23 protein-coding genes are annotated in these 26,845 nt (G+C 38.5%); 20 read left to right on the forward strand and 3 right to left on the reverse strand.

Annotated features, from left to right (window positions below; translation table 11 throughout):
- The first annotated feature begins 482 nt into the window (after positions 1-482).
- Together glpD and H4J54_RS16285 are read left to right on the forward strand one after the other, a co-directional pair.
- Positions 483-2,021, forward strand: coding sequence for a glycerol-3-phosphate dehydrogenase (gene glpD / locus H4J54_RS16280; protein WP_182192056.1), 1,539 nt, complete (start codon positions 483-485; stop codon positions 2,019-2,021).
- A gap of 781 nt (positions 2,022-2,802) precedes the next feature.
- Positions 2,803-3,288 (forward strand): low molecular weight protein-tyrosine-phosphatase, encoded by a 486-nt coding sequence (locus tag H4J54_RS16285; protein ID WP_182192057.1) that lies wholly within the window; start codon positions 2,803-2,805, stop codon positions 3,286-3,288.
- A gap of 284 nt (positions 3,289-3,572) precedes the next feature.
- Here the strand turns inward: H4J54_RS16285 and rne are convergent, their stop codons facing one another.
- Positions 3,573-6,761, reverse strand: a complete 3,189-nt coding sequence (rne, locus tag H4J54_RS16290) for a ribonuclease E (RefSeq protein ID WP_182192058.1) — start codon at positions 6,759-6,761, stop codon at positions 3,573-3,575.
- 677 nt (positions 6,762-7,438) lie between these two features.
- Here rne and rluC point away from each other — a divergent pair.
- Entirely contained in the window at positions 7,439-8,401 is a 963-nt protein-coding gene (gene rluC / locus H4J54_RS16295; RefSeq protein WP_404851919.1) for a 23S rRNA pseudouridine(955/2504/2580) synthase RluC, read from the forward strand.
- Positions 8,402-8,966: 565 nt separating this feature from the next.
- Here rluC and H4J54_RS16300 read toward each other — a convergent pair.
- Both H4J54_RS16300 and H4J54_RS16305 read right to left on the reverse strand, forming a co-directional pair.
- Complete coding sequence (locus H4J54_RS16300; protein WP_182192060.1) at positions 8,967-9,542, reverse strand: CBS domain-containing protein; 576 nt, start codon at positions 9,540-9,542, stop codon at positions 8,967-8,969.
- A gap of 1,303 nt (positions 9,543-10,845) precedes the next feature.
- The gene (locus H4J54_RS16305) at positions 10,846-11,442 is read right to left on the reverse strand and encodes a nucleoside triphosphate pyrophosphatase (RefSeq protein WP_182192061.1); all 597 of its coding nucleotides are present in this window, start codon (positions 11,440-11,442) and stop codon (positions 10,846-10,848) included.
- 119 nt (positions 11,443-11,561) lie between these two features.
- On the opposite strand from H4J54_RS16305, the gene yceD reads away from it, so the two are divergent.
- The 17 genes from yceD to prpC all read left to right on the forward strand — a co-directional run bounded on the left by yceD (position 11,562) and on the right by prpC (position 26,726).
- Positions 11,562-12,074: a 23S rRNA accumulation protein YceD gene (yceD, locus tag H4J54_RS16310; RefSeq protein WP_182192062.1), complete on the forward strand. Its 513-nt coding sequence runs from the start codon at positions 11,562-11,564 to the stop codon at positions 12,072-12,074.
- Between the two features lie 39 nt (positions 12,075-12,113).
- The gene (rpmF, locus tag H4J54_RS16315) at positions 12,114-12,284 is read left to right on the forward strand and encodes a 50S ribosomal protein L32 (RefSeq protein WP_077286058.1); all 171 of its coding nucleotides are present in this window, start codon (positions 12,114-12,116) and stop codon (positions 12,282-12,284) included.
- Positions 12,285-12,299: 15 nt separating this feature from the next.
- A complete protein-coding gene (gene plsX, locus H4J54_RS16320) occupies positions 12,300-13,325 on the forward strand; it encodes a phosphate acyltransferase PlsX (protein WP_220464184.1) in 1,026 nt (341 codons plus the stop codon).
- A gap of 119 nt (positions 13,326-13,444) precedes the next feature.
- The gene (gene fabD / locus H4J54_RS16325; protein WP_182192063.1) at positions 13,445-14,380 is read left to right on the forward strand and encodes an ACP S-malonyltransferase; all 936 of its coding nucleotides are present in this window, start codon (positions 13,445-13,447) and stop codon (positions 14,378-14,380) included.
- A 6-nt stretch (positions 14,381-14,386) separates the two neighbouring features.
- Entirely contained in the window at positions 14,387-15,121 is a 735-nt protein-coding gene (gene fabG, locus H4J54_RS16330) for a 3-oxoacyl-ACP reductase FabG (protein ID WP_182192064.1), read from the forward strand.
- 164 nt (positions 15,122-15,285) lie between these two features.
- Positions 15,286-15,519, forward strand: coding sequence for an acyl carrier protein (acpP, locus tag H4J54_RS16335; protein WP_077286054.1), 234 nt, complete (start codon positions 15,286-15,288; stop codon positions 15,517-15,519).
- Between the two features lie 165 nt (positions 15,520-15,684).
- A complete protein-coding gene (gene fabF / locus H4J54_RS16340) occupies positions 15,685-16,917 on the forward strand; it encodes a beta-ketoacyl-ACP synthase II (protein WP_182192065.1) in 1,233 nt (410 codons plus the stop codon).
- Positions 16,918-17,026: 109 nt separating this feature from the next.
- The gene (gene pabC / locus H4J54_RS16345; protein ID WP_182192066.1) at positions 17,027-17,839 is read left to right on the forward strand and encodes an aminodeoxychorismate lyase; all 813 of its coding nucleotides are present in this window, start codon (positions 17,027-17,029) and stop codon (positions 17,837-17,839) included.
- 9 nt (positions 17,840-17,848) lie between these two features.
- Complete coding sequence (mltG, locus tag H4J54_RS16350; protein WP_259366999.1) at positions 17,849-18,886, forward strand: endolytic transglycosylase MltG; 1,038 nt, start codon at positions 17,849-17,851, stop codon at positions 18,884-18,886.
- A gap of 39 nt (positions 18,887-18,925) precedes the next feature.
- Entirely contained in the window at positions 18,926-19,561 is a 636-nt protein-coding gene (gene tmk / locus H4J54_RS16355; RefSeq protein WP_182192067.1) for a dTMP kinase, read from the forward strand.
- 3 nt (positions 19,562-19,564) lie between these two features.
- On the forward strand, positions 19,565-20,623 hold the full coding sequence (locus H4J54_RS16360; protein WP_182192068.1) for a hypothetical protein: 1,059 nt from the start codon (positions 19,565-19,567) through the stop codon (positions 20,621-20,623).
- Between the two features lie 40 nt (positions 20,624-20,663).
- Positions 20,664-20,990 (forward strand): PilZ domain-containing protein, encoded by a 327-nt coding sequence (locus H4J54_RS16365; protein ID WP_404851917.1) that lies wholly within the window; start codon positions 20,664-20,666, stop codon positions 20,988-20,990.
- 143 nt (positions 20,991-21,133) lie between these two features.
- Complete coding sequence (locus tag H4J54_RS16370; protein ID WP_182192069.1) at positions 21,134-21,916, forward strand: TatD family hydrolase; 783 nt, start codon at positions 21,134-21,136, stop codon at positions 21,914-21,916.
- Between the two features lie 424 nt (positions 21,917-22,340).
- Positions 22,341-23,570, forward strand: a complete 1,230-nt coding sequence (locus H4J54_RS16375) for a nucleoside recognition domain-containing protein (RefSeq protein WP_182192070.1) — start codon at positions 22,341-22,343, stop codon at positions 23,568-23,570.
- A 276-nt stretch (positions 23,571-23,846) separates the two neighbouring features.
- A complete protein-coding gene (locus tag H4J54_RS16380) occupies positions 23,847-24,527 on the forward strand; it encodes a GntR family transcriptional regulator (protein ID WP_182192158.1) in 681 nt (226 codons plus the stop codon).
- 58 nt (positions 24,528-24,585) lie between these two features.
- A complete protein-coding gene (prpB, locus tag H4J54_RS16385) occupies positions 24,586-25,476 on the forward strand; it encodes a methylisocitrate lyase (RefSeq protein ID WP_182192071.1) in 891 nt (296 codons plus the stop codon).
- 125 nt (positions 25,477-25,601) lie between these two features.
- Positions 25,602-26,726 carry a 2-methylcitrate synthase gene (gene prpC, locus H4J54_RS16390; RefSeq protein ID WP_182192072.1) on the forward strand — a complete coding sequence of 375 codons (1,125 nt, stop codon included), beginning with the start codon at positions 25,602-25,604 and terminating at the stop codon, positions 26,724-26,726.
- Positions 26,727-26,845 lie beyond the last annotated feature (119 nt).

Raw genomic sequence — 26,845 nt, forward strand, 5'->3', positions numbered from 1 at the left:
ATTATTATGTAAGCAATTGCATTATTCAGTTAAAAGTCAACATTTTCCAATTCAATAACCGCTACTTAACTGATATGTTCTCCCTCACTTTTATATTGTTCAACGTAGCATTAGTCTTTAATGAGCATAATTTGATAGACAGATAGTGGTGCAATATATTAAGGCCAACAAGAAAAACTTCATTTTATAAGCCACTATCTAGATAACAACCTGTCTCTATTATTAATCTCTTGTTTTATAAAGCCTATCGAATAAACAGATGACCTACATTAGCTTCACTTCTTTTATTAATTATCAAGTAGTTAATAAAAGAAGCAATAATAAATGTTCGTAAATGTTCGCTTTGTGTTGATATTGTTTCTTTTTAAAGGTATTGTCGACAAAACAACATTGTATTATCAGTGGATTTAGCCAGTGAATTTAGCAACAAGAAAGTTAGAAGCTACGTCAGATTCTTCCTTGCGGCAATTAAAGAGGACAATATGAAAGATCAAAGTGTTATTTATGACTTACTCGTTATTGGTGGTGGCATTAATGGAACAGGCATTGCTGCTGATGCAAGTGGTAGAGGTCTAAATGTTTTACTTTGTGAAATGAATGATCTTGCCTCATCAACCTCATCAAACAGCAGTAAACTTATTCATGGTGGCTTACGTTACCTTGAGCATTACGAGTTTCGTTTAGTTCGTGAAGCGCTTGCTGAGCGTGAAACCTTATTAAAAAATGCGCCTCATATTATATGGCCTCTACGTTTTCGTTTACCTCATCGCCGTCATTTACGCCCTTCATGGATGATCAGAATTGGTTTGTTTATGTATGACAACTTAGCTAAACGCGCTACTTTGAAAGGTTCGCATGGTATCAAGTTTGGCAAAAATAGCCCAGTTATTGACAGCATAACTAAAGGCTTTGAATATTCTGACGCTTGGGTTGATGATGCCCGTATGGTGGTGCTTAACGCGATAGCCGCTAGAGATAAAGGCGCAAATATTATGACACGTACTCGTTGCTCTAATGCTAAGCGAGTAGATAATATTTGGCAAGTAACCCTTCATGATAATTTAACTGGACAACAGCAAACTGTTAAAGCTAAAGCTTTAGTTAATGCGGCAGGTCCATGGGTGACTAGCTTTTTTGATGACGCATTGAAAACACCTTCTCCGAAAAAAATTCGTTTGATCAAAGGTAGTCATATCATTGTGCCGCGTATTCATAATGAACCTCAGGCATATATTTTACAGAACGAAGATAAGCGCATCGTCTTTGTTATTCCTTATGAAGATGACTTTTCTTTAGTCGGTACGACAGATATAGAGCATATTGGCGATCCAGCAACAGCTTGTATCTCAAAAGAAGAGAGTGACTACTTAGTGTCGATAGTTAATGCTCATTTCAAGCATCAAATAACCACTGAAGATATTGTTGCCACCTATTCAGGCGTAAGGCCTTTACTTGATGATGAATCAGATTCAGCCGCCGAGGTAACACGTGATTATACTTTTGAAGTAGATGCCCCTGACGGTAAAGCACCATTATTGTCAGTATTTGGTGGCAAGATCACAACCTATCGTAAATTATCTGAAGCGGCAGTTGATGGCATTATTAGTCATTTTCCTAAAGCGGGTAAAAGTTGGACAGCCGATGTTGCACTTCCAGGGGGTAATTTTGACACTCAACACAACCTACAAACTAGCCTACAACGTCAATATAATTGGCTGCCGCGAAAAATAATTAATCGTTATGTTCGCTCATATGGCACCTTGAGTCATGAAATTTGTGCTGGTATTAGCTCAATGGATGAAATGGGTCAAAACTTTGGTGCAGGCCTTTATCAACGTGAGGTGGAGTATTTAATAGCGCAAGAGTGGGCCGTTGACCTTGAAGATATTATCTGGCGACGCAGCAAATTAGGTTTGCACTTAACCCAAGTAGAAAAAGATACATTAGCAAACTTTCTTCTAGCTTCTACTGACAGCTTGAAAGCCTCGTCAAAGAAAAACTCCCTATCAGAAAAGGTATAGCTACTTTACCTCCTATCTAAAACGATATCACTGATCTTGGTTGTTGCAGTAAGCCAAGATCAGTAATAAAAAACAGAGACAATCTACGACAATTTGGGTAGCCATACACGGTTATAGTCGTTGGCCATAATATCTTGCGAGCCTTGTATGAATGCAATCACCGTCATGATCTTGGAAAGCAATGAATATTGCTGTGGCTTATGAGTGTACTGTTCATTACTTCGCACTGCTTTTTTACAGGCTCTCTTAATCCTGTTATTACTTTTATCATGAAAGAGCATTGTCTATATAATATAAACATTCCAAAACAGGTTATTTCATAAAGTACTATGAATACCTGAATTGAACAATGTAATAGTGCTTCACGTCATGTTAACTTTCTGATACTTAAGTCTTATATATTTATTTTTTCACTATCTTGATTGGATGGCGCGTCTAAGTCTTATAACCATTTTTAAAAATCAATTATGTTTCATAATTGTACCAGTTGTTAGTGTTAGATATTTAACCTTGTCATAGTCTATTAAATAAGGACATAAAAAGTCATTTAGAATATTTCAAACCAATCATCAAGACTTACAGTTCAGTTTTTTATTAATCTACTTAGTTGTAAATTTAATTTTACGAAACTATATTTTTATTTTAATAATCGGGTTATTATTTAAACATAGCGTGTAAATTTAGAGTATATAATCCTATAAATATTCCCCAATACAAAACTACAAGCAGTTAATTTTATTAGGGTTAAAACACTCACAAATCAATATTAACGGAAGGTAAAATGATTGATAAGAATTTGAATTTAAAGGGAATTAATAGTGTTCTTTTTGTCTGTATGGGCAATATTTGTCGTTCGCCAAGTGCAGAAGCGGTTTTTCGTCAGAAATCACAAGCGCTCTCATTAATAATAGATTCAGCTGGAATCGTTGGTTCACATGCCCGTGAAAAACCTGATCACCGGGCACAAAAAGCGGGTATTGCACGAGGATATTCATTTGATAAAATTAAGGCGCGTAAAGTTACTGAGCAAGACTTTGACAATTTTGATTTGATATTAGCGATGGATAATAAAAACGTTCAAGATTTAATGAAAGTCGCGCCTGAAGGTCTTCAGTATAAAGTACAGCTATTTTTAGATTATGCGGAAAATGTTGAGGATCAAGAGGTACCAGATCCTTACTACGGTGGTGCTAAAGGCTTCCAGTTTGTTTTAGATTTAGTAGAAGATGCCAGTGACGGCCTAATTAAACGACTGATAAGTGCATAAACGCCTTTTAAGCTTATTGCCCCGTTGTACTGGTTAAACACGGCAGCGGTGCTCTCAATCACAATAGCCAGCTATTTATTTTGCCCTGATTTATTTTCACTTCGTACAACAAGATCAAGATCACAAACTTAATGACATTGGCATTAAATAATTTGAAGGCCGATAACTAGCTAAAATAGAAAACCAAAATACTAAAATACAGAAATTAAAAAGCCAATTGCGTAATGCAATTGGCTTTTGTTTTTTAGCCCTTCAGATATTTATCCTGAAGATTAGTGGGTGACTTAACTAAGTGTTGGTTTAGTTGGACCCGCTGAATTTCGGCTAGTAACATTAGAAAAAAGTGCAGATTTTCCTGACTTAATATGCACTGTTCTCTCTTCATTCGCTACAAAGTCACTAGGAATAGTACCATCACTAACAACAGTTTCTGGCTTAGTCATTGGCGCCGATGCTTTACCTGATGTTTTACTTGCTGCCGCTTTAACTTTACGTTTAATGTTTTTTACTTTAGCACGTACTTTCTTAGGTTTTTCATCAAGGGTGACTGGCTTATCTTCAGTAGAGGCTGCAACGCTATCTTCAACAGTTGCTGCAACAATTGCTGGCGTTTCTACTTCAGTTGTCTCGACTAAAGGCTCTGGTGCTATTGTTGCAGCAGGTGGTTCGATAGAAACTTGTTCTTCTATCTTAGCCTCTACTACAGGTGCCTCAGTTTTTTGGCTGTTAAATTCTTCAGCAGTATCAGTATTTTCTACTTGTACTTCAGCTGTTGACGTTACTTCATCAACGGGTGATGTAACTGTTTCGTCCGCTATGTCCGCTGTTTGCTTATTAACAGTTATATCAGCTTTAATAACGACTGTTTCAGGCTCATCAAAAGGTAAGTTTTGCTGAACTTCATTTTCTGTGTCATTAATCACTTGTGTTAATGCGTCAGCTTGTACCTTTTGAACTTGCTCAACACTAGGTGCTGTCTCAGATACTTCAGCCGTAACATTAGCGTCATTAACATTACTACTAGATTCAACTGAGTTTTGTTCTGGATAACGAGCCGTCACTGGATCTTCAGTAATTTCACTCTTAACATCGCTTGACTCTGCATTTTGTCTACGACGTTGGCCGTGGGCACGCATGTGGCGAGGAGAACGTCGGCTTCTTGGGCGTTGTTCTTCTTTTACATTGTTAGCGGCTTGTTCGACAGTGGCGTTATCAACATTATCAGTCGCATCGACTACTGTTGAGTTATCAACTTTATTAGTCTCAACTTTACTAGTCTCGACTTTATTAGTCTCAACTTTACTAGTTTCAACAGTATTGTGTTTAGGTGTTGTGTCTTGAACTAGGCTAACATCAGCTGCTATATTCTCAACATGCGTATTGTTTTTAACATCACTATTAACGCGCACTTTTTGGCGAATATTACGACGTTGACGACGCTCAGTTAGTTTGTCTTCTTTAGGTTTTTGTACGCGTTCTTTTTGAGGCTTAGCTGTTGTTGCTGCTGCAGGTGCCACAGGCGATGTAGGCGTTACATTGCTTTGGTTATTTGTATTATTGTTATTGGCCTCTTGAGATTTACGTTTGTCATTGCGACCTTCGTTACGAGAGTCATTATGGCCTTCGTTACGGCCTTCGTTACGAGAATCGTTACGATTATTGCGGCGTTGACCTTGACGAGCTCTTTGAGGGCGACGTTCACTACTTTTAGTGTTGCTCTCTTGAGGTTTTTTCGGTTCAGGTTTAACTTCTTCTTTTTCTTCTGCCGCAAAAAGAGACTTAGCCCAAGACACAATACCAGCAAGTAAGCTTTTTGTTTCAGCTTGTTTTACTACAACAGGCTCAGCAGGCTCTTGCTTTTTCGGTGCTTGTTTGGGTGAAGACATACCTTGAAGTAGCGGTTCATCACGTTTGTTGACTTCTTTATCAAATTTTGGCATCACAGCTTCTTCAGATGCTGCTTGTCTAATCATTACATCGTAGCTGGCTTCTTCGATACCTTCGTCATTTCTTACTCGAATAACTTCATATTGTGGCGTGACCATATTCGGATTAGGGATAATAAGAATATTGACGCTGTGTTGTTTTTCAATATGAAATACTGAGCGGCGTTTTTCATTTAATAAATAGGTTGCAACAGGTACAGGCACTTGTGCTTGCACTTGTTGTGTATTGTCTTTAATGGCTTCTTCTTCCATTAAACGTAATATTGATAATGCCAATGACTCAACGCCACGAACATGACCAGTACCACTACAACGAGGACATACACTTTGGCTAATTTCACCAATAGAAGGACGTAAACGCTGACGTGACATTTCAAGCAAGCCAAAGCGAGATATGCGACCTAACTGAATGCGAGCTCTGTCTTGTTTCACTGCATCGCGCATTCTATTTTCAACTTCACGTTGATGACGAACTGGGGTCATATCGATAAAATCGATAACCACTAAACCACCTAAGTCACGTAAGCGTAATTGGCGAGCAATTTCTTCAGCGGCTTCTAAGTTAGTATTGAATGCTGTTTCTTCGATATCACTGCCTTTAGTTGCTCGGGCAGAGTTAATATCAATTGAGGTCATTGCTTCTGTTGGGTCAATAACGATTGAACCACCAGAGGGCAAACGCACTTCGCGTTGAAAAGCTGTTTCTATTTGCGTTTCAATTTGATAGTGGGTGAATAAAGGTACGTCATTGCTGTAAAGTTTAACTTTACTCAAAAAGTCTGGACGCACAACTTCAATGTGTTTTTTAACACTTTCAAATATTTTAGGGCGATCAATCAATACTTCGCCAATATCACGACGCAAATAATCGCGAATAGCACGTAGAATAACGTTAGTTTCTTGATGGATTAAAAACGGTGCAGGACGGCTTGCGCCGGCTTCTGAAATAGCATTCCAATGGTGTAATAGAACGTTTAAATCCCATTCAAGCTCATCATATTCTTTACCAACACCTGCGGTACGAACAATTAAGCCCATGCCTTTAGGTAGAGTAAGCTTACTTAATGAGGTTTTTAAGTCTGTGCGCTCATCACCTTCAATGCGACGTGAAATACCGCCAGCGCGAGGGTTGTTTGGCATCAGTACTAAATAGCTACCGGCAAGACTAATAAAAGTAGTTAACGCAGCGCCTTTTTGGCCACGTTCTTCTTTATCAATTTGCACGATAACTTCTTGGCCTTCACGCAATACTTCTTTGATATTAGGACGGCCTTGAAAGCTGTAACCTTTAGGGAAGTATTCACGCGCGATTTCTTTCATAGGTAAGAAACCGTGACGGTCAGCACCGTAGTCGACAAACGCCGCTTCTAATGACGGTTCAATACGGGTGATTTTAGCTTTATAGATATTTGATTTTTTTTGTTCGTGACCAGGACTTTCGATATCTAAATCATAAAGTTGTTGACCATCGACAAGCGCTACACGCAATTCTTCTGATTGTGTAGCATTAATTAACATACGTTTCATAGTTTGTGTGACTCATTTTAGTCACAACACGCCATTGCTTAGAACACAAAGTAATCTATCGCTATGGTAACAGCAACTTGTCAGCCTCTCGGGTGTCAATCTTACTACGCCATATTACGTAGCAAGCTGTTAAAAATTCTGATTGTCTAATATAACTGAGGTGTTTGACACCGCAGTAAAATTGATTCTTTATGTGCTCAGCCTGTGTGCTGTGCGCAACAGAAAATTAAGTGCTTCGTTAACTTTAGTTCGATATTATTATCGTGTTTTCTAATAATTTAACGGTTGAAAATGTGACTTATTTTTTCTGTTTAATTACATAATTGCTTTAATTGCGCTGGACAATATGTTTATGCGTTATTTTTGACAAGTTACACGCGTCAAATTCGCAATAGGCCTTACTTTTTAATATCTCAACAATGATGTTTGATAAAATTGTTTCATACTAACGTGGCCGCATACTTGCCTCTTACGTCTCGCTTAAAGCATCCTTTTTACTTGTTATGGCTAATATGTAGCAATAACCATCTTATTATCACACTTTATTTATGGGTAAGGCAATTAAATCCTCGTTTTAATTGCCTGTACTTAGAAAAAAATATGTTAAACTGCGAACAATTATGGTTCCTAGTAAAACAGATATGACAGATAGCCCAAAAGCGCCTAGCAAAATAGATATAACAGATAGCCCAAAACCTCAAGTTAGATTTTTCACTGTAGACAGTGAAGATGCGGGTCAGCGTATCGACAACTTTTTAATGAAAACATTAAAAGGTGTGCCAAAAAGTATGTTTTATCGCCTGTTACGAAAAGGCGAAATACGTGTTAATAAAAAGCGTACCAAGCCTGAGTACAAACTAGTTGATGAAGACATTATTCGTGTTGCTCCTATTCGTGTGTCGGAAAATACTAATACAGTGTCTACACAATTAAATGTTGTTGCTAATTTAGAGAAACAAATCCTCTTTGAAGACGAGCGTTTAATTGTTATCAATAAACCTTCTGGTATGGCAGTGCATGGTGGCAGTGGATTAAGTTTTGGTTTAATTGAAGCACTGCGAGCTTTGCGACCAGATGCGCGAATGTTAGAACTAGTGCATCGACTTGACCGAGATACTTCCGGTTGTTTAGTTGTCGCAAAAAAACGTTCCGCATTACGACACTTGCATGAACAACTTAGAAATAAAACCGTACAAAAGTATTATCACGCTTTGGTTAAAGGTCGTTGGTCGAGTAAATTAACCCGCGTTGCGGAAGGGTTAAAGAAAAATGACTTAAAGTCTGGTGAACGTGTGGTGGTGGTAGATAATATCAACGGTAAAGAGTCAGAAACGCGTTTTAAAGTGCTTCAACATTATAAAAATGCCACGCTTGTTAGGGCCTTTCCAGTAACAGGGCGAACTCATCAAATTCGTGTGCATTGTCAAACCAAAGGCCACTCGATTGCCTGCGATGCAAAATATGGCCATGAAGATTTCGATCACGAAATGAAAAACTTAGGTTTGAAACGCTTATTTCTCCATGCGGCGAGTATCGAATTCATTCATCCATTAAGTAATGAACGTATAAAAATTGAAGCTCCGTTAGAACCATCGCTAGAAAAATTGTTAAAGAAATTAACTAAAGCGGATGTTCAATAAAACATACCTACATGCATACTGAGCGGTTGCGTGAAAGCTCAGTATGCATGTGCCTGATACTGCATAAATAAAAAAATACTTGTGTAAACTTAAAACCTCTCAACAGATTTTGTTGTAGGGTTTTAAGTTTTGCTAAAACGATGAGTTTTTTATTTTTAGGCTGCAATAAATAATAGCTTGTAGCTTTATCAGCTTTATTTATGGTGAGCATAATAAAACTTTATTGATGTGATATACAAAACAAGCTAAATGCCATTGCTAAAACATTGTTGGTAACTTTGGCGGCTCGATCATACTTAAAATCACCCTCTTATTGCATCAATATCGCGTTGAATATCTGTATGAAGTGGATTAACGACCTGCTGATTTTTAATGGTTAAAATGAACAGCTACAGGGTTAAAAAATTTATAAGTAGCATAACCATTGACTACATTTTATGCCTTGTATTGATCCACTTTTTTAATCTCAAACCAGTTGTCAGTCTAATAACGGACCTTGCCCAACAATAGGCTTCGGTCACTGTTCTATTGGCTTACATCCTTGTAAGCCAATAGAACACCTTGTTTACATTGAGTGTGTCTTTTGATGTACAACATCATAGATCGAGCCAAATGATTGTTTGACATTCAGGTCCATATTTATATGGAGTTTTCTTGCTATATCACTAGATGATATAACCCCTCGTATATGATGACTTTTTCTATCTAGCACTAGGCAGTGACGAAGTTGATAATCTTCTAAAGTTGACACTACATCACTCACAGATGCATCTAATAATTCACGATAATCAAAAGCGTGAAAGTCTGACTTTGGAATCATTAAATCTTTCACTAACACATCTTCTCGACAAACCCCTTTGGATAGCTTTGCCACTATGTGTTGCTCTGACAATTCATTGGTGCTGATCAGGCCAATAAAATTATTTTCTTCTGATATTACAATGTTCATTCTAACGTGGGTTTTTAACATTAATTCTAATGCGGTCACGGCCATAGTATCGCCGTCGATCATGATAGCTTTATGCACTTTAAAATCAGTAAATATTTTAACCGCAGGTGATTGTAAGTTAATTTCTTCAAATTGCTCTGGTGAGACAATATTATCGGTATCTTCTAAGTTAACTAAATGTAATTTTTTCATATTTACCTCTGAATTTTTGCTGCATTTGTTGCCAATAATATCGACGGGTCGATTGATATCTACACAAATGCTTTTAACTATTTATTTAACCTGACATTAGAATAATGGCCGGCAGTATAAATATTAAATTAATGATCAATAACTTGATGCTATGGGGTGTTATTGAATACTTTTTATTTCTCAACGTTAATAACTTGGTGCTTATCGAAACGAACTCGTTTAATTAAATATAGACTGCTGAGCTAAAACTCACGGTTTTAAATTTTGCATGAAAAATCACGGCAGACACAATGCAGGCAAAATACACAGCTATAAAAATAAGCTTTTGAGGCATTTCATTTATCTCAAAGTCAGGTTTTGGTATTAGTGAGATATTGCTGTGCTTAACTTACTAGAAGCGATAGCACGACTCATCAATAAGATAAAACCTTAATATTATGCGATAAGCGTATGGTGAAAAATAAAAGCTGGGGGAGCTCTAGAGTGAAAGTTATGAAAATAATACTGCAGAATGAAGGGGGTAAAATAACTTAAATTAATATAGTTACAATTTTGCAACTGAACAATGGATGGGTATAACAATGAAGGGTCATCAAAATCTAGATTGTCAGCCTGTTCAATTTCAGTACTATTCGACTTGGTGAAATTTAAATCACCTAAAGCGATTAAGTCTATTTCATTCGCTGAAACAGTAGGTAATAACATGCTTATAATGAAAAGAAATTTAAACATCGCTTTAAACATTTTTTTAAACATTGCCTAGGTAAATTTAAGTTAAACTATAGTTATGCTTTAAGTGATGGAGTGGTGATAGCGATAATTCAAGTTAAAAAATATAAAAATAGCTCATTAGTTACCATAAGTTAATCGCTCAACTAGCAGAATGTAAGTTTGGGTGTGATTAATACTGTTATAAATAACGCACTGTAATACCCAGTTGATTGATTCTCTACTTATTTTTCATGGTTAAAATGAAAAACTATAGGGTTACAAAGTTGCATAACGACGGACTAAATTTTATGCCTTATATTTAGCCATTTTTCCTGATGTAAATGTAGAACACTTAATGAGTTAAATGGGTATAAAACAATCGTGGATGGAAACTAAAAGTCGCCAATAGAAACTAAAAGAGATACACGCCATGTTGAGCAATCAATGTATCACTTTGTTTGGCTAGTTAAGTTATTTATGCCACTTCAGCTGGATCTTAAGCGGCTATAAGCACAGATAATATTTTTCTGTGCTATTCGATGCGATTAAACGTTAAATTAAAGGCTAATTTAAGCCGCGCAGAGAGCTTAATTTAAACACTGGCTTGTTCAGCTAACACATTAACATCATGTTGCTTTAATAACTCAACCAGTTTGATAAGCGGTAAACCGATTAAAGTGTTGGGATCATCACCTTCCAGCTTTTTGAACAAACAAATGCCTAATCCTTCACTTTTAAAACTACCGGCACAGTTATAGGGTTGTTCTGCGTGCAGGTAATTTTCAATGTCGCTTAGTGAAAGCTGATTAAAATGCACTAAAAAAGGCTCTATTAAAGCGGTTGTGTAATCTAAGCCGCTGTCATAAACACATAAGCCGGTGTAAAAAACGACAGTTTTATTACTAAATTTTTCTAGTTGTTTAACGGCATTTTCAAAGTTATGTGGCTTGCCAAGTATTTCACCGTCACACATAGCTACCTGATCTGAGCCTATAATTAAAGCGTCAGGAAATTCGCCGGCAACAGCTTTAGCTTTTTCAATGGCTAAACGTTCAACTAACTCGACAGGTGACTCGTTGTCAAACGCGGTTTCATCGATATCAGGTTTAGCACAGACAAAGGGAATATTAAGTTTTGCTAAAATTTCTTTACGAAAAGGGGAGGTGGAGCCTAAAACAAGTTTTTTCATTAATATCACTCAAAATATAAACAGATTGCTGTTAATATATGGCCTATCTTGAGTTTTTAAACAAATTTAGCTATTTTTCTTTTGACACTAGGTGATTGGCACCTTATTATGCGCGCCTTATGAAAAATCTTAAACTCCCGATAACGATAGACCCATCCAGAAGCGCACAGCGAAAGTTAGTGTGTGACGGATACTTTGAAGTATCTGGGATGAATAGATTGCTAGCTGTGTGTCAAACACGGTCTGAGCAGGTCCAAGTAAATGCCACTTTTGATGTGGATGAAGTTGGCTTGGTAGTAATATCAGGCTCCTCATCGGCAACAGTTGCATTAACTTGTCAGCGATGTACTGAAGAGTTCGAATTGGAACTAGAAGTAAGTTTTACTTTTAGCCCAGTGAAAGACGTTGAAGCTGAAGCTGAGTTGCCGTCATATTATGACGCAATTGAATTAGATGAAAATGGTGAAGTTAACTTGCTTGAGTTAGTGGAGGATGAGTTTTTACTCGCGATTCCATTAATTCCAAGGCATTCGATCAAAGATTGTCAGTCTCCGGCTGATAGTGTTTGGGGTAAATTGCCTGAAGAGCTTGAAAAACCGAGTCCATTTGATGTATTGAAAAAACTTAAATAGTTAATTTTTAGCTAATAACCGAATTTTTAGGAGTAGGCAATGGCAGTTCAAAAGAGCAAAAAGTCTCGTTCAAGACGTGGCATGCGCCGTTCACATGACGCAGTAACGGCAACGCATTTATCAACAGATCCAGTATCTGGTGAAACTCACCGTCGTCACCATGTAACAGCTGATGGCTTTTACAAAGGTGTTAAAGTAATCAATAAGTAATCTGTAACGATTACCTTGATTAATCTAACCATAGCGTTAGATGTTATGGGGGGCGATCAAGGCCCCCACGTAACACTTCCTGCAGCAATGCTCGCAATAGAAAATTTCCCCAATCTTCACTTGTTATTGTGTGGTGACGAAACCGTCATTATTGAAATACTTTCAAAAAAACAATGTTACCCTCATCCAAGAATAACCTTATACCCAACAACCCAAGTTGTTGATATGAATGATAAACCTATTTTTGCTTTGCGTAATAAAAAGCAATCATCCATGCGCAAAATTTTAGATTTAGTTCACGACGGCCAAGCACAAGCTTGCGTGAGCGCGGGTAATACCGGGGCACTTTTTTCAATGGCGCACTTTGTCTTAAAAACCTTACCTGGAGTAGAGCGCCCAGCACTCATTTCTGCATTACCTAGCAATAAGCCTGAGCAACATGTTTTTATGTTGGATTTAGGGGCGAATGTTTTTTGTGACTCAAACGTATTATATCAATTTGCCATTATGGGCTCAGTCATGGCAAAAGAGGTTGACGGTATTGAAAATCCGAAAGTTGCGTTATTAAACATGGGTGAAGAAGACAATAAAGGTAGTGATCATATCAAACAAACCGCCAGCTATTTACAGGCCAATGATGATATTAATTATATTGGTTTTATAGAAGGTAATGATATTTTTACTAATAAAGCTGATGTTATTGTTTGTGACGGTTTTGTGGGCAACGTTGCGTTGAAAACTTGTGAAGGTGTGGCAAAAATGGTCTACACGCAACTACAAGAAATTATTAAAAAACACTTTTTAGCGCGAATTATGGGCAAATTATTGTCTAAGACCTTAAAAAAACTGTTTAAACCCATGAACCCCGACCAGTACAACGGTGCAAGTTTGATAGGATTGCGCGGTATTGTGGTGAAAAGCCATGGTAACGCCAATGTAACCGCATTTTATACGGCGATTACTGAAGCTATTACCGAGGTTGATCGGCAAGTACCGACAAAAATCAAAGATAAGCTTGAACATAGTTTATGCCACAAATAATATTTTATGGCTATATAGCCGTGCAACAGGTGAATATAAGCTTGAGCAATTACAGCAAGGTAGATCAGGCAATGATTTACCTTGATACAGTAAAAAATTAAATTTAATTAGGTCTAATAATGCAAAATAATTTAGCGTTTGTCTTTCCAGGTCAAGGTTCACAATCTCTAGCTATGTTGGCGGATTTTGCTGAGAATGAAGTAGTACAAAGTACTTTTGCGGAAGCATCTGTAGCACTAGGTTACAATTTATGGCACTTGGTTCAACAAGGGCCAGTTGAAAAGTTAAACCAAACAAATTTTACCCAACCTGCGTTATTAACTGCTAGTGTTGCCATTTGGCGTGTATGGCATGCTAATTCATCAACAACACCTAAACTATTAGCGGGCCATAGTTTAGGTGAATACTCTGCGCTAGTGTGCGCAGGGGTGTTATCGTTGGCGGATGCTGTTAAGCTCGTAGAGAAGCGTGGTGAGTTCATGCAAGCATCTGTGCCTGAAGGGGTTGGTGCTATGGCTGCCATTATTGGTCTAGATGATAAAATTATTATTGATGCTTGTGTAAAAGCAGCCAATGATGAAGTTGTTTCAGCGGTGAACTTTAACTCTCCTGGCCAAGTGGTTATTGCAGGTCATAAAGCGGCCGTTGAACGAGCGGGTATATTATGTAAAGCAGCTGGTGCAAAGCGCGTGCTACCTTTACCGGTAAGCGTTCCATCACATTGTGCATTAATGAAAGATGCGGCAGAAAAGTTAGCAGAAGAATTTAACAATGTTAGCTTTAATGAACCGACCATCCCAGTGGTTAATAATGTTGACGTTGCCACTGAAAACTCGGTTGAAGCTATTAAAATAGCACTCATCAAGCAATTATATAGCCCAGTTCGTTGGACAGAAACTATTCAGTATTTAGCACAAGAGGGTATTGAAATTGCGATCGAAGCAGGACCAGGTAAAGTATTACAGGGCTTGTTAAAACGCATTGATAAAACCATCAGTTGTCAATCTGTTAATGACAGTGCGTCGTTAACTAAAGCATTAGAATCAGTAGAGTAAAATTATATGTTTTCATTAGACGGTAAAGTCATTTTAGTGACGGGCGCAAGTCGTGGCATAGGTAAAGCTATTGCAACGCAACTTAAAGCTTTGGGTGGTAATGTTATTGGTACGGCAACCTCTGAACACGGCGCGGCTAATATCAGCGAGTATTTAGGTGAAGGCCAAGGTTTGGTTTTAAATGTCACTGATGACGCATCAATCAGTGCTATGTTTGATTTAATCAAAGAAAAACATGGTTCAGTTGATATTTTAGTTAACAATGCGGGTATTACGCGTGACAATTTACTGATGCGTATGAAAGATGATGAATGGAATGATATTATAGATACCAATCTAACATCGGTCTTCAAAATCAGCAAAGCGGTATTACGCGCTATGATGAAAAAGCGCCATGGACGCATTATCAATATTGGCTCAGTTGTGGGTACTATGGGCAACGCGGGGCAGGTTAACTATGCGACTGCGAAAGCCGGATTAATTGGTTTTACTAAATCTTTAGCACGTGAAGTTGCTTCTCGTGGCATAACTGTTAATACAGTTTCACCTGGTTTTATTGATACAGATATGACCCAAACATTAACGGATGAGCAAAAAGAAGGCATTTTTGCCCAAGTACCGGCCAACCGTTTAGGTAAGCCGGAAGAAATTGCTAACGCTGTTGCTTTCTTAGCATCTGATGGCGCGGCGTATATTACGGGTGAAACATTACACGTAAATGGTGGCATGTACATGGTTTAACACAAATTTGCTTTTTGGCGATTTTATGTTAGATTCGAACAAATTATATACTGTCAACAGGTTAGACCAGCAAAAAAGTAAAATTAGAAGCTTGCATGGTCGGCTTTTGACGAATAAACTACATACAATTCTGAAAAATTGTATTTTCTAGTAAAGGAAGAAAAATGAGCACTATTGAAGAACGCGTAAAAAAAATTACTATTGAGCAACTTGGTGTAAGTGAAGACGAAGTTAAAGTTGAAGCTTCTTTTGTTGACGACTTAGGTGCAGACTCTCTAGACACTGTTGAATTAGTAATGGCATTAGAAGAAGAATTCGATACTGAAATTCCAGATGAAGAAGCTGAAAAAATTACAACAGTTCAAGCCGCAATCGATTACGTTACTGCTAACCAGTAATAATAAACGAATGTGATTAATTTCAGGCGGTTTAATTACCGCCTGATTTGTTTTTATAGTTTGAAAACATTTACAGCTAACACTTAACTTAAGTCAAATTAAGCGCTAAGTGAGCTGAAATAAACTACCCGCTTTTATTCAATTCTATCGGAGGCAGCACATCTCATGAGACGCGTTGTAGTAACCGGTCTTGGCATGCTTAGCCCTCTAGGCAACAGCCCTGAATCAACCTGGCAAAATCTACTACTTGGTAAAAGTGGTATTGCTGACATTACGCATTTTGATACCACTGAGTATCCAACGCGTTTTGCCGGTTTAGTTAAAGGGTTTGATGCAGAAGACTATATGGCTCGTAAAGACGCCAGAAAAATGGATTTATTTATTCAATATGGCGTTGCTGCTGGTGTGCAAGCCGTTAAAGATTCTGGTATAGAAATTAACGAAGAAAATGCCCCACGTATAGGAGTAGCTGTTGGCTCAGGTATTGGTGGCTTAGGCCTTATTGAAGACAATCATGCTAAATTGTTAAATAATGGTCCACGTAAATTGTCACCATTTTTTGTACCTTCTACCATTATCAACATGATCGCGGGTCATTTATCCATCATGTTTGGCTTGAAAGGCCCCAATATTTCGATTGTTACCGCTTGTACTAGTGGTGTACATAATATTGGCCATGCAGCCCGTATGATAGCCTACGGTGATGCTGATGCTATGGTTGCTGGTGGTGCAGAAAAAGCATCAACCACATTAGGTCTAGGGGGCTTTGGTGCTGCACGTGCTATGTCAACGCGAAATGATGCACCACAACAAGCTTCACGTCCATGGGATAAAGACCGCGATGGTTTTGTTCTAGGTGATGGTGCGGGTGTACTTGTACTTGAAGAGTATGAACATGCGAAAGCTCGTGGCGCAAAAATTTATGCTGAACTAGCAGGTTTTGGTATGAGTGGTGATGCCTATCATATGACCTCACCGCCGGCTGATGGTGCAGGTGCGGCTTTAGCAATGAAAAATGCCATCAATGATGCGAAAGTTGATATTGCTAAAATTGGTTATATTAATGCTCATGGCACTTCAACACCGACAGGCGATATTGCCGAAACCAATGCAATTAAATCTGTATTTGGCGCTTCAGCTTTTGATGTCATGGTAGGGTCAACTAAGTCTATGACAGGACATTTACTCGGCGCTGCCGGTGCTGTTGAAGCAATTTTCAGCATTCAAGCATTAGTTAATAATGCGGTGCCACCAACCATTAATTTAGATAACCCTGATGAAGGCTGTGATCTTGATTATGTTGCGCATACTGCACGAGATGCTAATTTAGACTACGTGTTGTGTAACTCCTTTGGTTTTGGTGGTACAAATGGCTCATTGATCTTCAAAAGAATTTAGTGAACTGTAGAGATTAAAAGTCACGTTATTACATCAAATGTAGTTTTAATTATAATAGCGCTTGAATTTAAAAGCTTAAGCCTGAATACTGCTGTATTCAGGCTTTTTTATGGCAATTATGGTATTAAGTTTTGTAGACGGAAAAATAGCTAATTCGATATCAATTGATGATCGTGGCCTAGCTTATGGTGATGGTTGTTTTACCACCGCTTTGATTACTGAGGGTGAAGTGGCCATGTTGCCAGAGCACCTCAATCGTTTGGCGCAGCAAAGTCAGCAACTAGGCTTACCTAAAGTAGCCTTGCCTGCGCTAGCAGAAAGTATAAGAAAAATCAGCGTAGGAATTAAGATCGGCATCGTCAAAGTTATTATCACCTGTGGCAGTGGCGGCCGTGGTTATTCGCGCCTTGGTGCAGAGCAAGCTAGGGTAATTATTTCCGTTAGTGATTACCCTAAGTTTTATCCTCAATGGCAAAAACAGGGGATTTGCGTAGGGATCAGTGAGCAAAAGCTAGGTATTAACCCTATGCTAGCGGGTTTAAAACACTTAAACCGTTTAGAGCAAGTTATGTTAAGAGCCGAGCTAGATAGACGCACAGAAGATGATCTAGTTGCTAGTGATATCAATGGCAGTGTTATTGAATGTTGTAGTGCTAATGTCTTTTGGTTAAAAGCGGGGCAATGGCAAACACCCATATTAACCACTGCCGGTGTCGCTGGCTTAATGCGGGCGAAAATATTGTTAAATAACCCGAATATTCAACAAGATAATTATCCACTGTCTCAATTAGATAATATCGATGCGATGTTTATTAGTAACGCCATTTTAGGTATAGTGCCGGTTAAGATTTTTAATGGTCAACAATTGGATATTTCACAGGTTAAAGGCATACAAAGCCAATGCCTTAATGTTGAAAGCTAAGATATAAAGATGAAAATATTTTTTTTAAGCCTGTCGTTGTTGGTTAGAAAAACATTAATGACTTTAGCGGTTTGTGTACTACTCAGTATTTTGGCTGTTGTTGGCGTTATGATAATGTCAGAAATGAAAGTTCAGCAGCCACTCGCTATTAAACAAGCTGAGTTTTTAACGATTAAGCCTGGTACTTCATTTAATGCTTTTTCCAAGCAGTTGGTTGATAAAGGCTGGTTGCAAGAGCGTTTTTGGCTACGCAGTTATGCGAAATTTAACCCTCAAGATAGCAAAATAAAGTCAGGAACTTATCAAGTACAGGCAAACATAAGTACGATAGAACTACTTGATTTAGTGGTGTTAGGTAAAGAACATCAATTTTCTATTACCCTTATCGAAGGTAGTACCTTCAAGCAAGTCTTGGCTCAGTTAGCACAACATCAACATATTACCCATCAACTTGCTAATTTATCACTAGTGGCTATCGCGAAAAAATTATCCATAGCGCAGGATAATCCTGAAGGATGGCTGTTTCCTGATACCTATGCTTTTACCCAAGATACAACCGATTTGAGCATCATTAAACGTGCATATGAAAAAATGCAAAGCGCGTTAGCAGTGCAGTGGCATAATAGAGCTGAAAATTTACCCTACAAATCGCCATATCAAGCACTTATTATGGCGTCAATTATTGAAAAAGAAAGTGGCCGACACGCTGAACACCCTCGTATATCGTCGGTATTTGTTAACCGTTTAAATAAAAACATGCGTTTACAAACCGACCCAACGGTAATTTACGGTTTGGGTGAACGTTACCAAGGCGATATCACTTACGCTCACTTGCGGGAAAAAACCGCTTATAATACCTATAAAATAAAAGGCTTACCGCCAACACCCATCGCGTTACCTGGGGCTCAAGCGCTGCAAGCCGCATTAAATCCAGAGTTGAGTGACTATTTGTATTTTGTCAGTAATGGCGCAGGCGAACATATATTTTCTAAAAATCTAGCCGATCATAACCGTGCGGTAACCCAGTATCAGCGCAAGAAAAACTAACGTTAACATTTTAATAAAAGTATTTTGGATGATTTCAGTATGAAGAAAGGTCAGTTTATTGTTGTCGAAGGCATAGAAGGCGCGGGTAAGTCATCAGCCATTAGCGTTATTGAAGCTGTGTTAAATAAATATAATATCCCTTTTATAAAAACTCGAGAGCCTGGTGGTACGCCATTAGCCGAAGCTCTGCGAGATATTGTAAAATCAGTTAGTCACGATGAAGCGCTAACGCAAGAAACTGAACTTTTGTTGATGTATGCCAGTCGTAGTCAATTGCTAGTTAATAGAATTTTACCCGCCTTAGCAGAAGGTACCTGGGTGATTGGCGACCGTCATGACTTATCATCACGGGCTTATCAAGGGGGTGGACGACAATTTGACGATGCGATAATGAATGCTATAGCTGATGTTACCTTAAAGGGCTTTACACCCGATTTAACCATTTATTTAGATATTGCGCCAGAATTGGGCTTAGCTCGAGCACAAGCGCGAGGCGAATTAGATCGGATTGAACAAGAGAAAATTGAATTTTTTCAGCGCGTACGCAACAAATATCTAGCTTTAGCACAAGCGTCAGACAGCACAGATATTATAGATGCGAGCCAAGAGATGGACTTGGTGCACAAAGCTGTAGTCAAAGCAGTCGAAGCTTTTATTAATAGTAAACAAGGCTAACGGATGAAAACTTGGTTATTTGCGCTTCAGCAGCAATTGTCTCGACAAATTCGCGAAAATAAACTTCCTCATGCCTTGTTATTTTCTGGTGTTGATGGCGCGGGTCAAGAAGACATAGCGCACTGGCTGATTAATGTGCTGCTTTGCCAAGACTTAAAGCAAGACTTGCCACAAAACATACCACCAGAAACAGAAGAAAACTTAAGCCAAGTAAGCCCAGTAAGCCAAGTAAGCCCAGTAAGCAAAGTAAGCCCAGTAAGCAAAGTAAGTGAAGAAACGACAAATGTGCAACCGTTTATTTTTCAGCCTTGCGGTTATTGCAAAACTTGCAAGTTGTTTGCCAATGGCAGTTATCCGGATCATCTGACTATCGTTAATGACAAAAATACCATTGGCGTAGATGCAATACGGAAACTGAGCCAATTTTTTGAGAAAACCGCTCATATCGGCATCGCCAAAACAGCCTTAGTCAATCATGCTGACACCATGACAGTATCAGCAGCTAATGCGTTATTAAAAACGTTAGAAGAGCCAACATCTCAAAGTTTCATTATGTTAACAACGCATAGCAGTGATGTGCTGTTACCCACTATTATCAGTCGTTGTCAAAAATTTGAAATACGTCCACCTGTGGGCAAAAAACTTTTGGCTGAATATAAAAAACAGGGTAATGATGCTTTTGTAAACCTTAGCCATCTTAGCGAATTAACAGACGAAGCAACTGCCGTTGCGTTTACCGCGTTTCGTGATAAGGTCAAAGACTACTTATGTGCTCATCAACACCGTGCAGAGATATTAACCTTATTGGTTGAACGTCATGATGGCTTTCGTTGGTTGGAAAAAATTTTAGTTAATTTGATGCGTAACCAATGGGGCTGGCCAACAGCAGGGCATGAGAATCAACAAGCAAGTGTCATCAATAAACAACAGTTATGGCAGGTATATAATTTAGTCCAAGCGGCTAATATTAAGTTAAAGACATTAGTGCAAGTTAACCGGCAGTTTTTAAGTGAAAAATTACTCGCCGATATTAGCCTTGTCGTTGAACAAAAAAATCAATAAAAATATTAATAAAAAAGCGAACAAAAATAGAGGGATGATTTTGGAAAATATTACACTTGATTTTATGTCAGATCGTGATTTATATCAGTCATATATGCCGTTTATGAAAAATGGTGGTTTATTTGTTCGCACCACAGAGCATTATGAATTAGCCACTGATGTGAACTTGCTTGTTAGATTACCTGACTCATTAGAGCCTTCAAAAATTAAAGGTAAAGTTTCTTGGATCACCCCCATTGGTGCGCAAAATGGCACACCTGCAGGCATAGGTGTTAGTTTTGTTGAAGATCCTGACAATATGCGTAGCCAAATTGACAAATTGATAGGGCATTTGTTGAGTTCATCTGAGCCGACCTTATCCATGTAAAATGCTTATTTTTATCTAACTAAAATAGCACTATTGAATATTATGCCCATTGAGAATATTTTTGTGATGTCAGCAACTCATTAATTCAATGGCTATGATAAATACCCAAACTAACCTTTAGCACCTTTGTGCGGAGTAAACCTGTGTTCATAGACTCTCATTGTCATTTAGACCGTTTAAAACTCGAAGATTTTGACAATAATTTAGATAATGTTGTTAATGCAGCCTTGGCAGAAAAGGTTAATACCTTATTGTGTGTTAGCGTGACTTTAGAAGACTTTCCAGCGATGGCAGAAGCAACGGCTAAATATGACAATGTTTGGCTAACCTGTGGTGCGCATCCGCTAAATCAAGCGGATGAAATTGATCCGGCACTATTAACTCGTTTAGCGACCGACCCACGTGTTGTCGCTATTGGTGAAACGGGCCTTGATTATTTTTATGCGCCAGAAACAAAACCAGTGCAGTTAGACTCTTTTCGAAAACATATACGGGTTGCTAATCAGCTAAAAAAACCTCTGATTATCCACACTAGAGGTGCTCAAGAAGATACTTTAGCTATGTTAAGAGCAGAGCAGGCGGAAAATGTTGGCGGAATTCTACATTGCTTTACTGAAAGTTGGCAGATGGCTGAACAAGCAATAGCGATGGGTTTTTATATTTCCTTTTCTGGCATTGTCACTTTTAAAAATGCGACTGACTTAAGAGAAGTAGCGAAAAAAGTACCCTCAGACCGTTTTTTAATTGAAACGGATGCGCCTTATTTAGCACCAGTCCCCCATCGTGGTAAACAAAATCAGCCCGCTTACGTAGTTGAAGTAGCAAAACATTTAGCCAGTATTCGTGGTACTTCGGTTGCAGAAATAGCACAACAATCGAGTGAGAATTTTCATCGTTTGTTTCCTGAAACTATTCCGGTCAAATAGTGTAGCTTAAGAGAATTATTGAATACTATGAGTCAAAGAAGAGCATAAAATCATGGTTAGTTTTGGGCTCAAAGGATAGTCTAATGAAGATGAACCTGCGTTAATCCAAGGGCAAGTTTTCGTATCAATTAAGGGTAGAATGAAAAAATCTAATGATGATCTCTTTGTCTAACAGGGTGACGTTCTACCGAGCCATCATTTTCTTATGCTAGCTGTACAAATGAAAAATCAATTTTAATAAAAGTTATGGCATTAAAACCTTAAACAGCGGTAATTTTTGTTCAGTTTATCGGCAACATAGCCTGCGCAGTGTTTGTTGCTTTTTCAATGTACTCCATGACTTGTTACTTACGACCCAACTAGGTAATTGTAGTCTTGTGTGTCATGATATTTATACTAAGAATAAAAATAAAAGAGATCAGGTTTGTTAAATCGTATTTGGAGCGGATTTTTCTTTGTTGCCTTTATTTCTGCCATGGTGCAATGGCTGGTTTTTGATCAGGTTTTAATTTTTGCAGAAATTGTTAACGCTATTTTTGATATGTCTAGGGTAACGGTTGAGATTGCGATTGGCCTGATTGGCATTTTAAGTTTTTGGTTAGGCATGATGAAGATAGCGGAACATGCCGGTATTATCGACAAAATAGCACAGTTTATTTCACCACTATTTGTCCGTCTTATGCCAGAGGTACCCAAAGGGCATCCGGCCATAGGTTCAATGACCATGAACCTGTCGGCAAATTTCTTAGGGTTAGATAATGCGGCTACGCCTTTAGGCTTAAAAGCCATGCAAGACCTGCAATTACTGAATCCAAACAAAGAAACGGCAAGTGATGCGCAAATACTCTTTCTGGTGTTGAATACTTCCGCGGTAACCTTATTCCCTGTTACTGTTTTTGTTTATCGTGCCCAACAGGGAGCGCTAAACCCGACTGACGTTTTTGTCCCTATTTTATTGGCAACATTTGCCTCAACCCTCGCAGGATTGTTTGCGGTTGCATTTGTGCAAAAAATAAAAATTTATCAGCAAGTTATTTTACTTTATTTAGCCGCGGGCATCGCACTTGTCGGTGGTGTTGTGGTTTATTTCTCTACTTTGAGTGCCGAGTTGTTAGCGCAACAATCCTCCTTGATGGGCAATTTACTCATATTTTCCACGCTAATTAGTTTCTTATTCGTCGCCTTAAAACGCAAAGTGAATGTATATGACAGCTTTATTGAAGGGGCTAAACAAGGTTTTGAAACCAGTATAAAAATCATTCCTTATCTGTTGGCCATGTTGTGTGCGATTGGGGTATTTAGAGCCAGTGGCGCTTTAGATATTTTGGTTGATGGCATACGACAGTTAGTGTTGCTTTTTAATGGTGATACTCGTTTTGTTGATGCACTACCTACGGCATTTATGAAGCCCTTAAGTGGCTCTGGCGCTCGTGCTATGATGATAGAAACCATGAATACTCATGGCGCTGATTCATTCGCTGGTCGCTTAGCTTCTATTGTGCAAGGCTCTACTGAAACTACATTTTATGTTTTAGCGGTTTATTTTGGCTCTGTTGGTATTCGTTATAGTCGCCATGCCTTGGCTTGTGGACTTATTGCTGATCTTGCCGGCATTACTGCTGCTATTGGTGTTTGTTATTGGTTTTTTGGCTAATCCAGTTTATTGTCGACACTTTCTGAGAATTGTTAAAAATGACAATAAGATGAATTAACTGATGGATAAATGCGGGTGTATTTTACAAATACGCTTATTTAACATTGGTTTGTTTGTTTTTATTGGTGAGTAATTGTAATATCACTTCACGCTATTTCATAGTGTCTACGACTAATGCCTAATAGGTATTGTCGACAATACCTTGGGTTTCACATTGACTAATGCTGAAGAGTTGTTATGATAAGCCCCTTGTTTTCATATCTGTCGACAATATTAATGGCGTTAGACAATCCTACAACACAAGCCGCGGTTACTACGGCAGATAAAGTATTTGAGCAAATGCTACATGCCATTGTTGATGGCACCATCAAATCTGGTAGTAAAATTAGTGAGCCAGAACTAGCTAAAAACTATCAAATTAGTCGTTCAACCTTGCGTGAAGCGCTAAATCGTTTAGAAAAATGTCATTTAATTGAACGTAAAGCCAATGTTGGCTCTCGTGTGGTTGAATGTTCAATTGCTGGCCTGTTAGAAATTTATGTCGTTCGCGAAGCACTCGAAGGGATGGCATGTCGCCAAGCAGCGATAAATATGACTGAAGATGAAATTATTGAAATGAAGGTTATGCTTAAGCAACATGCAAGTGCTAAGGCATTGCGTGACGGTATTGCCTACTATCAAGAAGAAGGTGATTTAGACTTTCACTATAAAGTGATACTCGGTAGTCATAATCAACAACTCATTAATATCTTGTGTGGCCAACTTTATCACCTTGTTCGTATGTATCGTTGCCAATTTGGTATGAATAGCCCACGAGCAACTAAAGCGTTTGATGAACATTCTCGCATTATTGAAGCGATAGCTGATCGTGATGGTGAATTAGCCGAAATGCTAATGAGGCGTCATATTGCGGCTTCACGCAAAAATATCGAAAACAAAATTGCCCAGCAACAATAGCAACAAGCTGTAAAGTTAATTTAATACAACATCTACATGACTAAAAAAGGATAAAGCAATGTCTAAACAATTATCTCCTGGTGCTAAATTTCGCCAGGCTTTAGCAAATAATAAACCCCTACAGGTTGTAGGTACCGTTAACGCTTATTGTGCCATGATGGCTGAACAATTAGGTCACCAAGCTATTTACTTATCTGGTGGTGGTGTTGCGAATGCCTCTTATGGCTTACCCGATTTAGGCATGACATCATTAAATGACGTTATTGCGGATGTATCACGTATTACTTCAGCTTGTAGCTTACCGCTTTTAGTTGATATTGATACCGGTTGGGGCGGTGCATTTAATATTGCTAAAACTATTCGTGATATGGAAAAAGCCGGTGCTGCTGCAGTTCACATTGAAGATCAAGTGGCGCAAAAACGCTGTGGCCATCGTCCGAATAAAGAAATTGTTTCTACAGCAGAAATGGCGGATCGCATTAAAGCGGCCGTTGACGCGCGTATTGATAGCGACTTTTTCATTATGGCTCGCACTGACGCTTTTGCTCAGGAAGGTTTAGAAGCCGCGCTTGAACGTGCTAAAGCCTACGTTGCTGCTGGTGCAGATGGTATTTTTGCTGAAGCTATTCAAACTGAAGCGCATTACAGAGCTTTTACCGAAGCGCTTGATGTGCCGGTATTAGCCAATATTACTGAATTTGGCCAAACAGAACTGTGGAATAAAGCCCAGTTAGGCGAGTGGGGCTGTGCCATGGTGCTTTATCCATTATCAGCATTTAGAGCGATGAATAAAGCAGCAGAGTCTGTTTATAAAACCTTGCTTGCAGATGGTGATCAAAAAACAGAAATCGACAACATGCAAACACGTATGGATTTATATGATTACCTGGGTTACCACGATTATGAGCAAAAGCTTGATGCCTTGTTTTCTGAAGGTAAAAACAAGTAGTTATCTCTGTTCTACTTCAAGACCTTAAAGTGGAACGGCTATAAGCATTAATATACATCAATAAGAAACTAAATTTTAACCCTTAACAGTAAATTAATCACTGTTAAGTACTAGGGGAAAGAACGATGACAGATAAAAAATTATCAGGTGCTGGCTTACGTGGTCAAAGTGCCGGCGACACAGCTTTATGTACGGTAGGACAATCAGGTTCGGGCTTAACTTATTGTGGTTACGATATTGCTGATTTAGCTGAAAATTCAACTTTCGAAGAAGTGGCTTACTTACTCTTCAACGGTGAACTCCCTAATAAAAAAGAGCTAGCTAGCTATAAAACTGATTTATTGGCGATGCGTGATTTACCGCAAGCTTTAAAAGCGGTACTTAAGCTGATCCCAAAAGAAGCACATCCAATGGATGTTATGCGTACGGGTTGTTCATTTTTAGGTAATTTAGAACCAGAAAATGATTTTAGTGAACAAAATAAAGCGGCAAACCGCTTGTTATCAGCTTTTCCTGCCATCATGTGTTATTGGTATAAATTTTCACATGAGGGTATAGAAATTGACTGTACTTCAGATGAAGCGTCGCTAGGTGGACATTTTCTACGTCTATTAAATGGTAAAAGTCCGTCTAAACAGCATGAGCGTGTGATGGATGTATCATTAATTCTATACGCTGAACATGAATTCAATGCCTCTACGTTTACGGCACGTGTTTGTGCTTCAACGCTATCAGATATGTTCTCATGTGTGACCGGTGCTATTGGTACGTTGCGTGGGCCACTTCACGGCGGTGCTAATGAAGCCGCAATGGACATGATTGAAAAGTTTAACTCTCCTGCTGATGCCAAAGTACAAATGGCCGGTATGCTTGAGCGTAAAGAAAAAATTATGGGCTTTGGACATGCGATTTACAGCACATCTGATCCACGTAATGTCATTATCAAAGCATGGTCTGAAAAACTGGCCGCTGAAAATGGCGATACATCGTTATACGACATTTCAGTAGCTTGTGAAGAGTTTATGTGGGACAGCAAAAAATTATTTTGTAATGCTGATTTTTTTCACGCCTCAACCTACAATTATATGGGGATTCCAACGAAATTATTTACCCCGATTTTTGTTTGTTCTCGTCTAACGGGTTGGGCGGCTCATGTCATGGAGCAACGTGAAAATAACCGTATTATTCGCCCGTCTGCTGACTACATTGGTGCAGAGCCTCGTAAAGTGCAACCTATCGCTAATAGGTAAGCTAACAGGTACTTATTATTTAGCATCAGCATAAATAAAGCCTTATCTATGCTGATAGGGCCGCTGTAAGCTGCTAATGATAATGCCGTATCATTAATTAAATTACTTAAAAAGAGTCT

This window comes from Colwellia sp. MB3u-8 (genome assembly GCF_014076985.1).
GTDB lineage: Bacteria > Pseudomonadota > Gammaproteobacteria > Enterobacterales > Alteromonadaceae > Cognaticolwellia.

What these genes read in the sequence shown, in the direction of transcription:
- glpD (WP_182192056.1), top strand. Translation starts at nt 483, where the DNA reads ATGAAAGATCAAAGTGTTATTTATGACTTACTCGTTATTGGTGGTGGC.
- H4J54_RS16285 (WP_182192057.1), top strand. Translation starts at nt 2,803, where the DNA reads ATGATTGATAAGAATTTGAATTTAAAGGGAATTAATAGTGTTCTTTTT.
- rne (WP_182192058.1), bottom strand. Translation starts at nt 6,761, where the DNA reads ATGAAACGTATGTTAATTAATGCTACACAATCAGAAGAATTGCGTGTA.
- H4J54_RS16300 (WP_182192060.1), bottom strand. Translation starts at nt 9,542, where the DNA reads ATGAAAAAATTACATTTAGTTAACTTAGAAGATACCGATAATATTGTC.
- H4J54_RS16305 (WP_182192061.1), bottom strand. Translation starts at nt 11,442, where the DNA reads ATGAAAAAACTTGTTTTAGGCTCCACCTCCCCTTTTCGTAAAGAAATT.
- yceD (WP_182192062.1), top strand. Translation starts at nt 11,562, where the DNA reads ATGAAAAATCTTAAACTCCCGATAACGATAGACCCATCCAGAAGCGCA.
- rpmF (WP_077286058.1), top strand. Translation starts at nt 12,114, where the DNA reads ATGGCAGTTCAAAAGAGCAAAAAGTCTCGTTCAAGACGTGGCATGCGC.
- fabD (WP_182192063.1), top strand. Translation starts at nt 13,445, where the DNA reads ATGCAAAATAATTTAGCGTTTGTCTTTCCAGGTCAAGGTTCACAATCT.
- fabG (WP_182192064.1), top strand. Translation starts at nt 14,387, where the DNA reads ATGTTTTCATTAGACGGTAAAGTCATTTTAGTGACGGGCGCAAGTCGT.
- acpP (WP_077286054.1), top strand. Translation starts at nt 15,286, where the DNA reads ATGAGCACTATTGAAGAACGCGTAAAAAAAATTACTATTGAGCAACTT.
- fabF (WP_182192065.1), top strand. Translation starts at nt 15,685, where the DNA reads ATGAGACGCGTTGTAGTAACCGGTCTTGGCATGCTTAGCCCTCTAGGC.
- pabC (WP_182192066.1), top strand. Translation starts at nt 17,027, where the DNA reads ATGGCAATTATGGTATTAAGTTTTGTAGACGGAAAAATAGCTAATTCG.
- mltG (WP_259366999.1), top strand. Translation starts at nt 17,849, where the DNA reads ATGAAAATATTTTTTTTAAGCCTGTCGTTGTTGGTTAGAAAAACATTA.
- tmk (WP_182192067.1), top strand. Translation starts at nt 18,926, where the DNA reads ATGAAGAAAGGTCAGTTTATTGTTGTCGAAGGCATAGAAGGCGCGGGT.
- H4J54_RS16360 (WP_182192068.1), top strand. Translation starts at nt 19,565, where the DNA reads ATGAAAACTTGGTTATTTGCGCTTCAGCAGCAATTGTCTCGACAAATT.
- H4J54_RS16380 (WP_182192158.1), top strand. Translation starts at nt 23,847, where the DNA reads ATGGCGTTAGACAATCCTACAACACAAGCCGCGGTTACTACGGCAGAT.
- prpB (WP_182192071.1), top strand. Translation starts at nt 24,586, where the DNA reads ATGTCTAAACAATTATCTCCTGGTGCTAAATTTCGCCAGGCTTTAGCA.
- prpC (WP_182192072.1), top strand. Translation starts at nt 25,602, where the DNA reads ATGACAGATAAAAAATTATCAGGTGCTGGCTTACGTGGTCAAAGTGCC.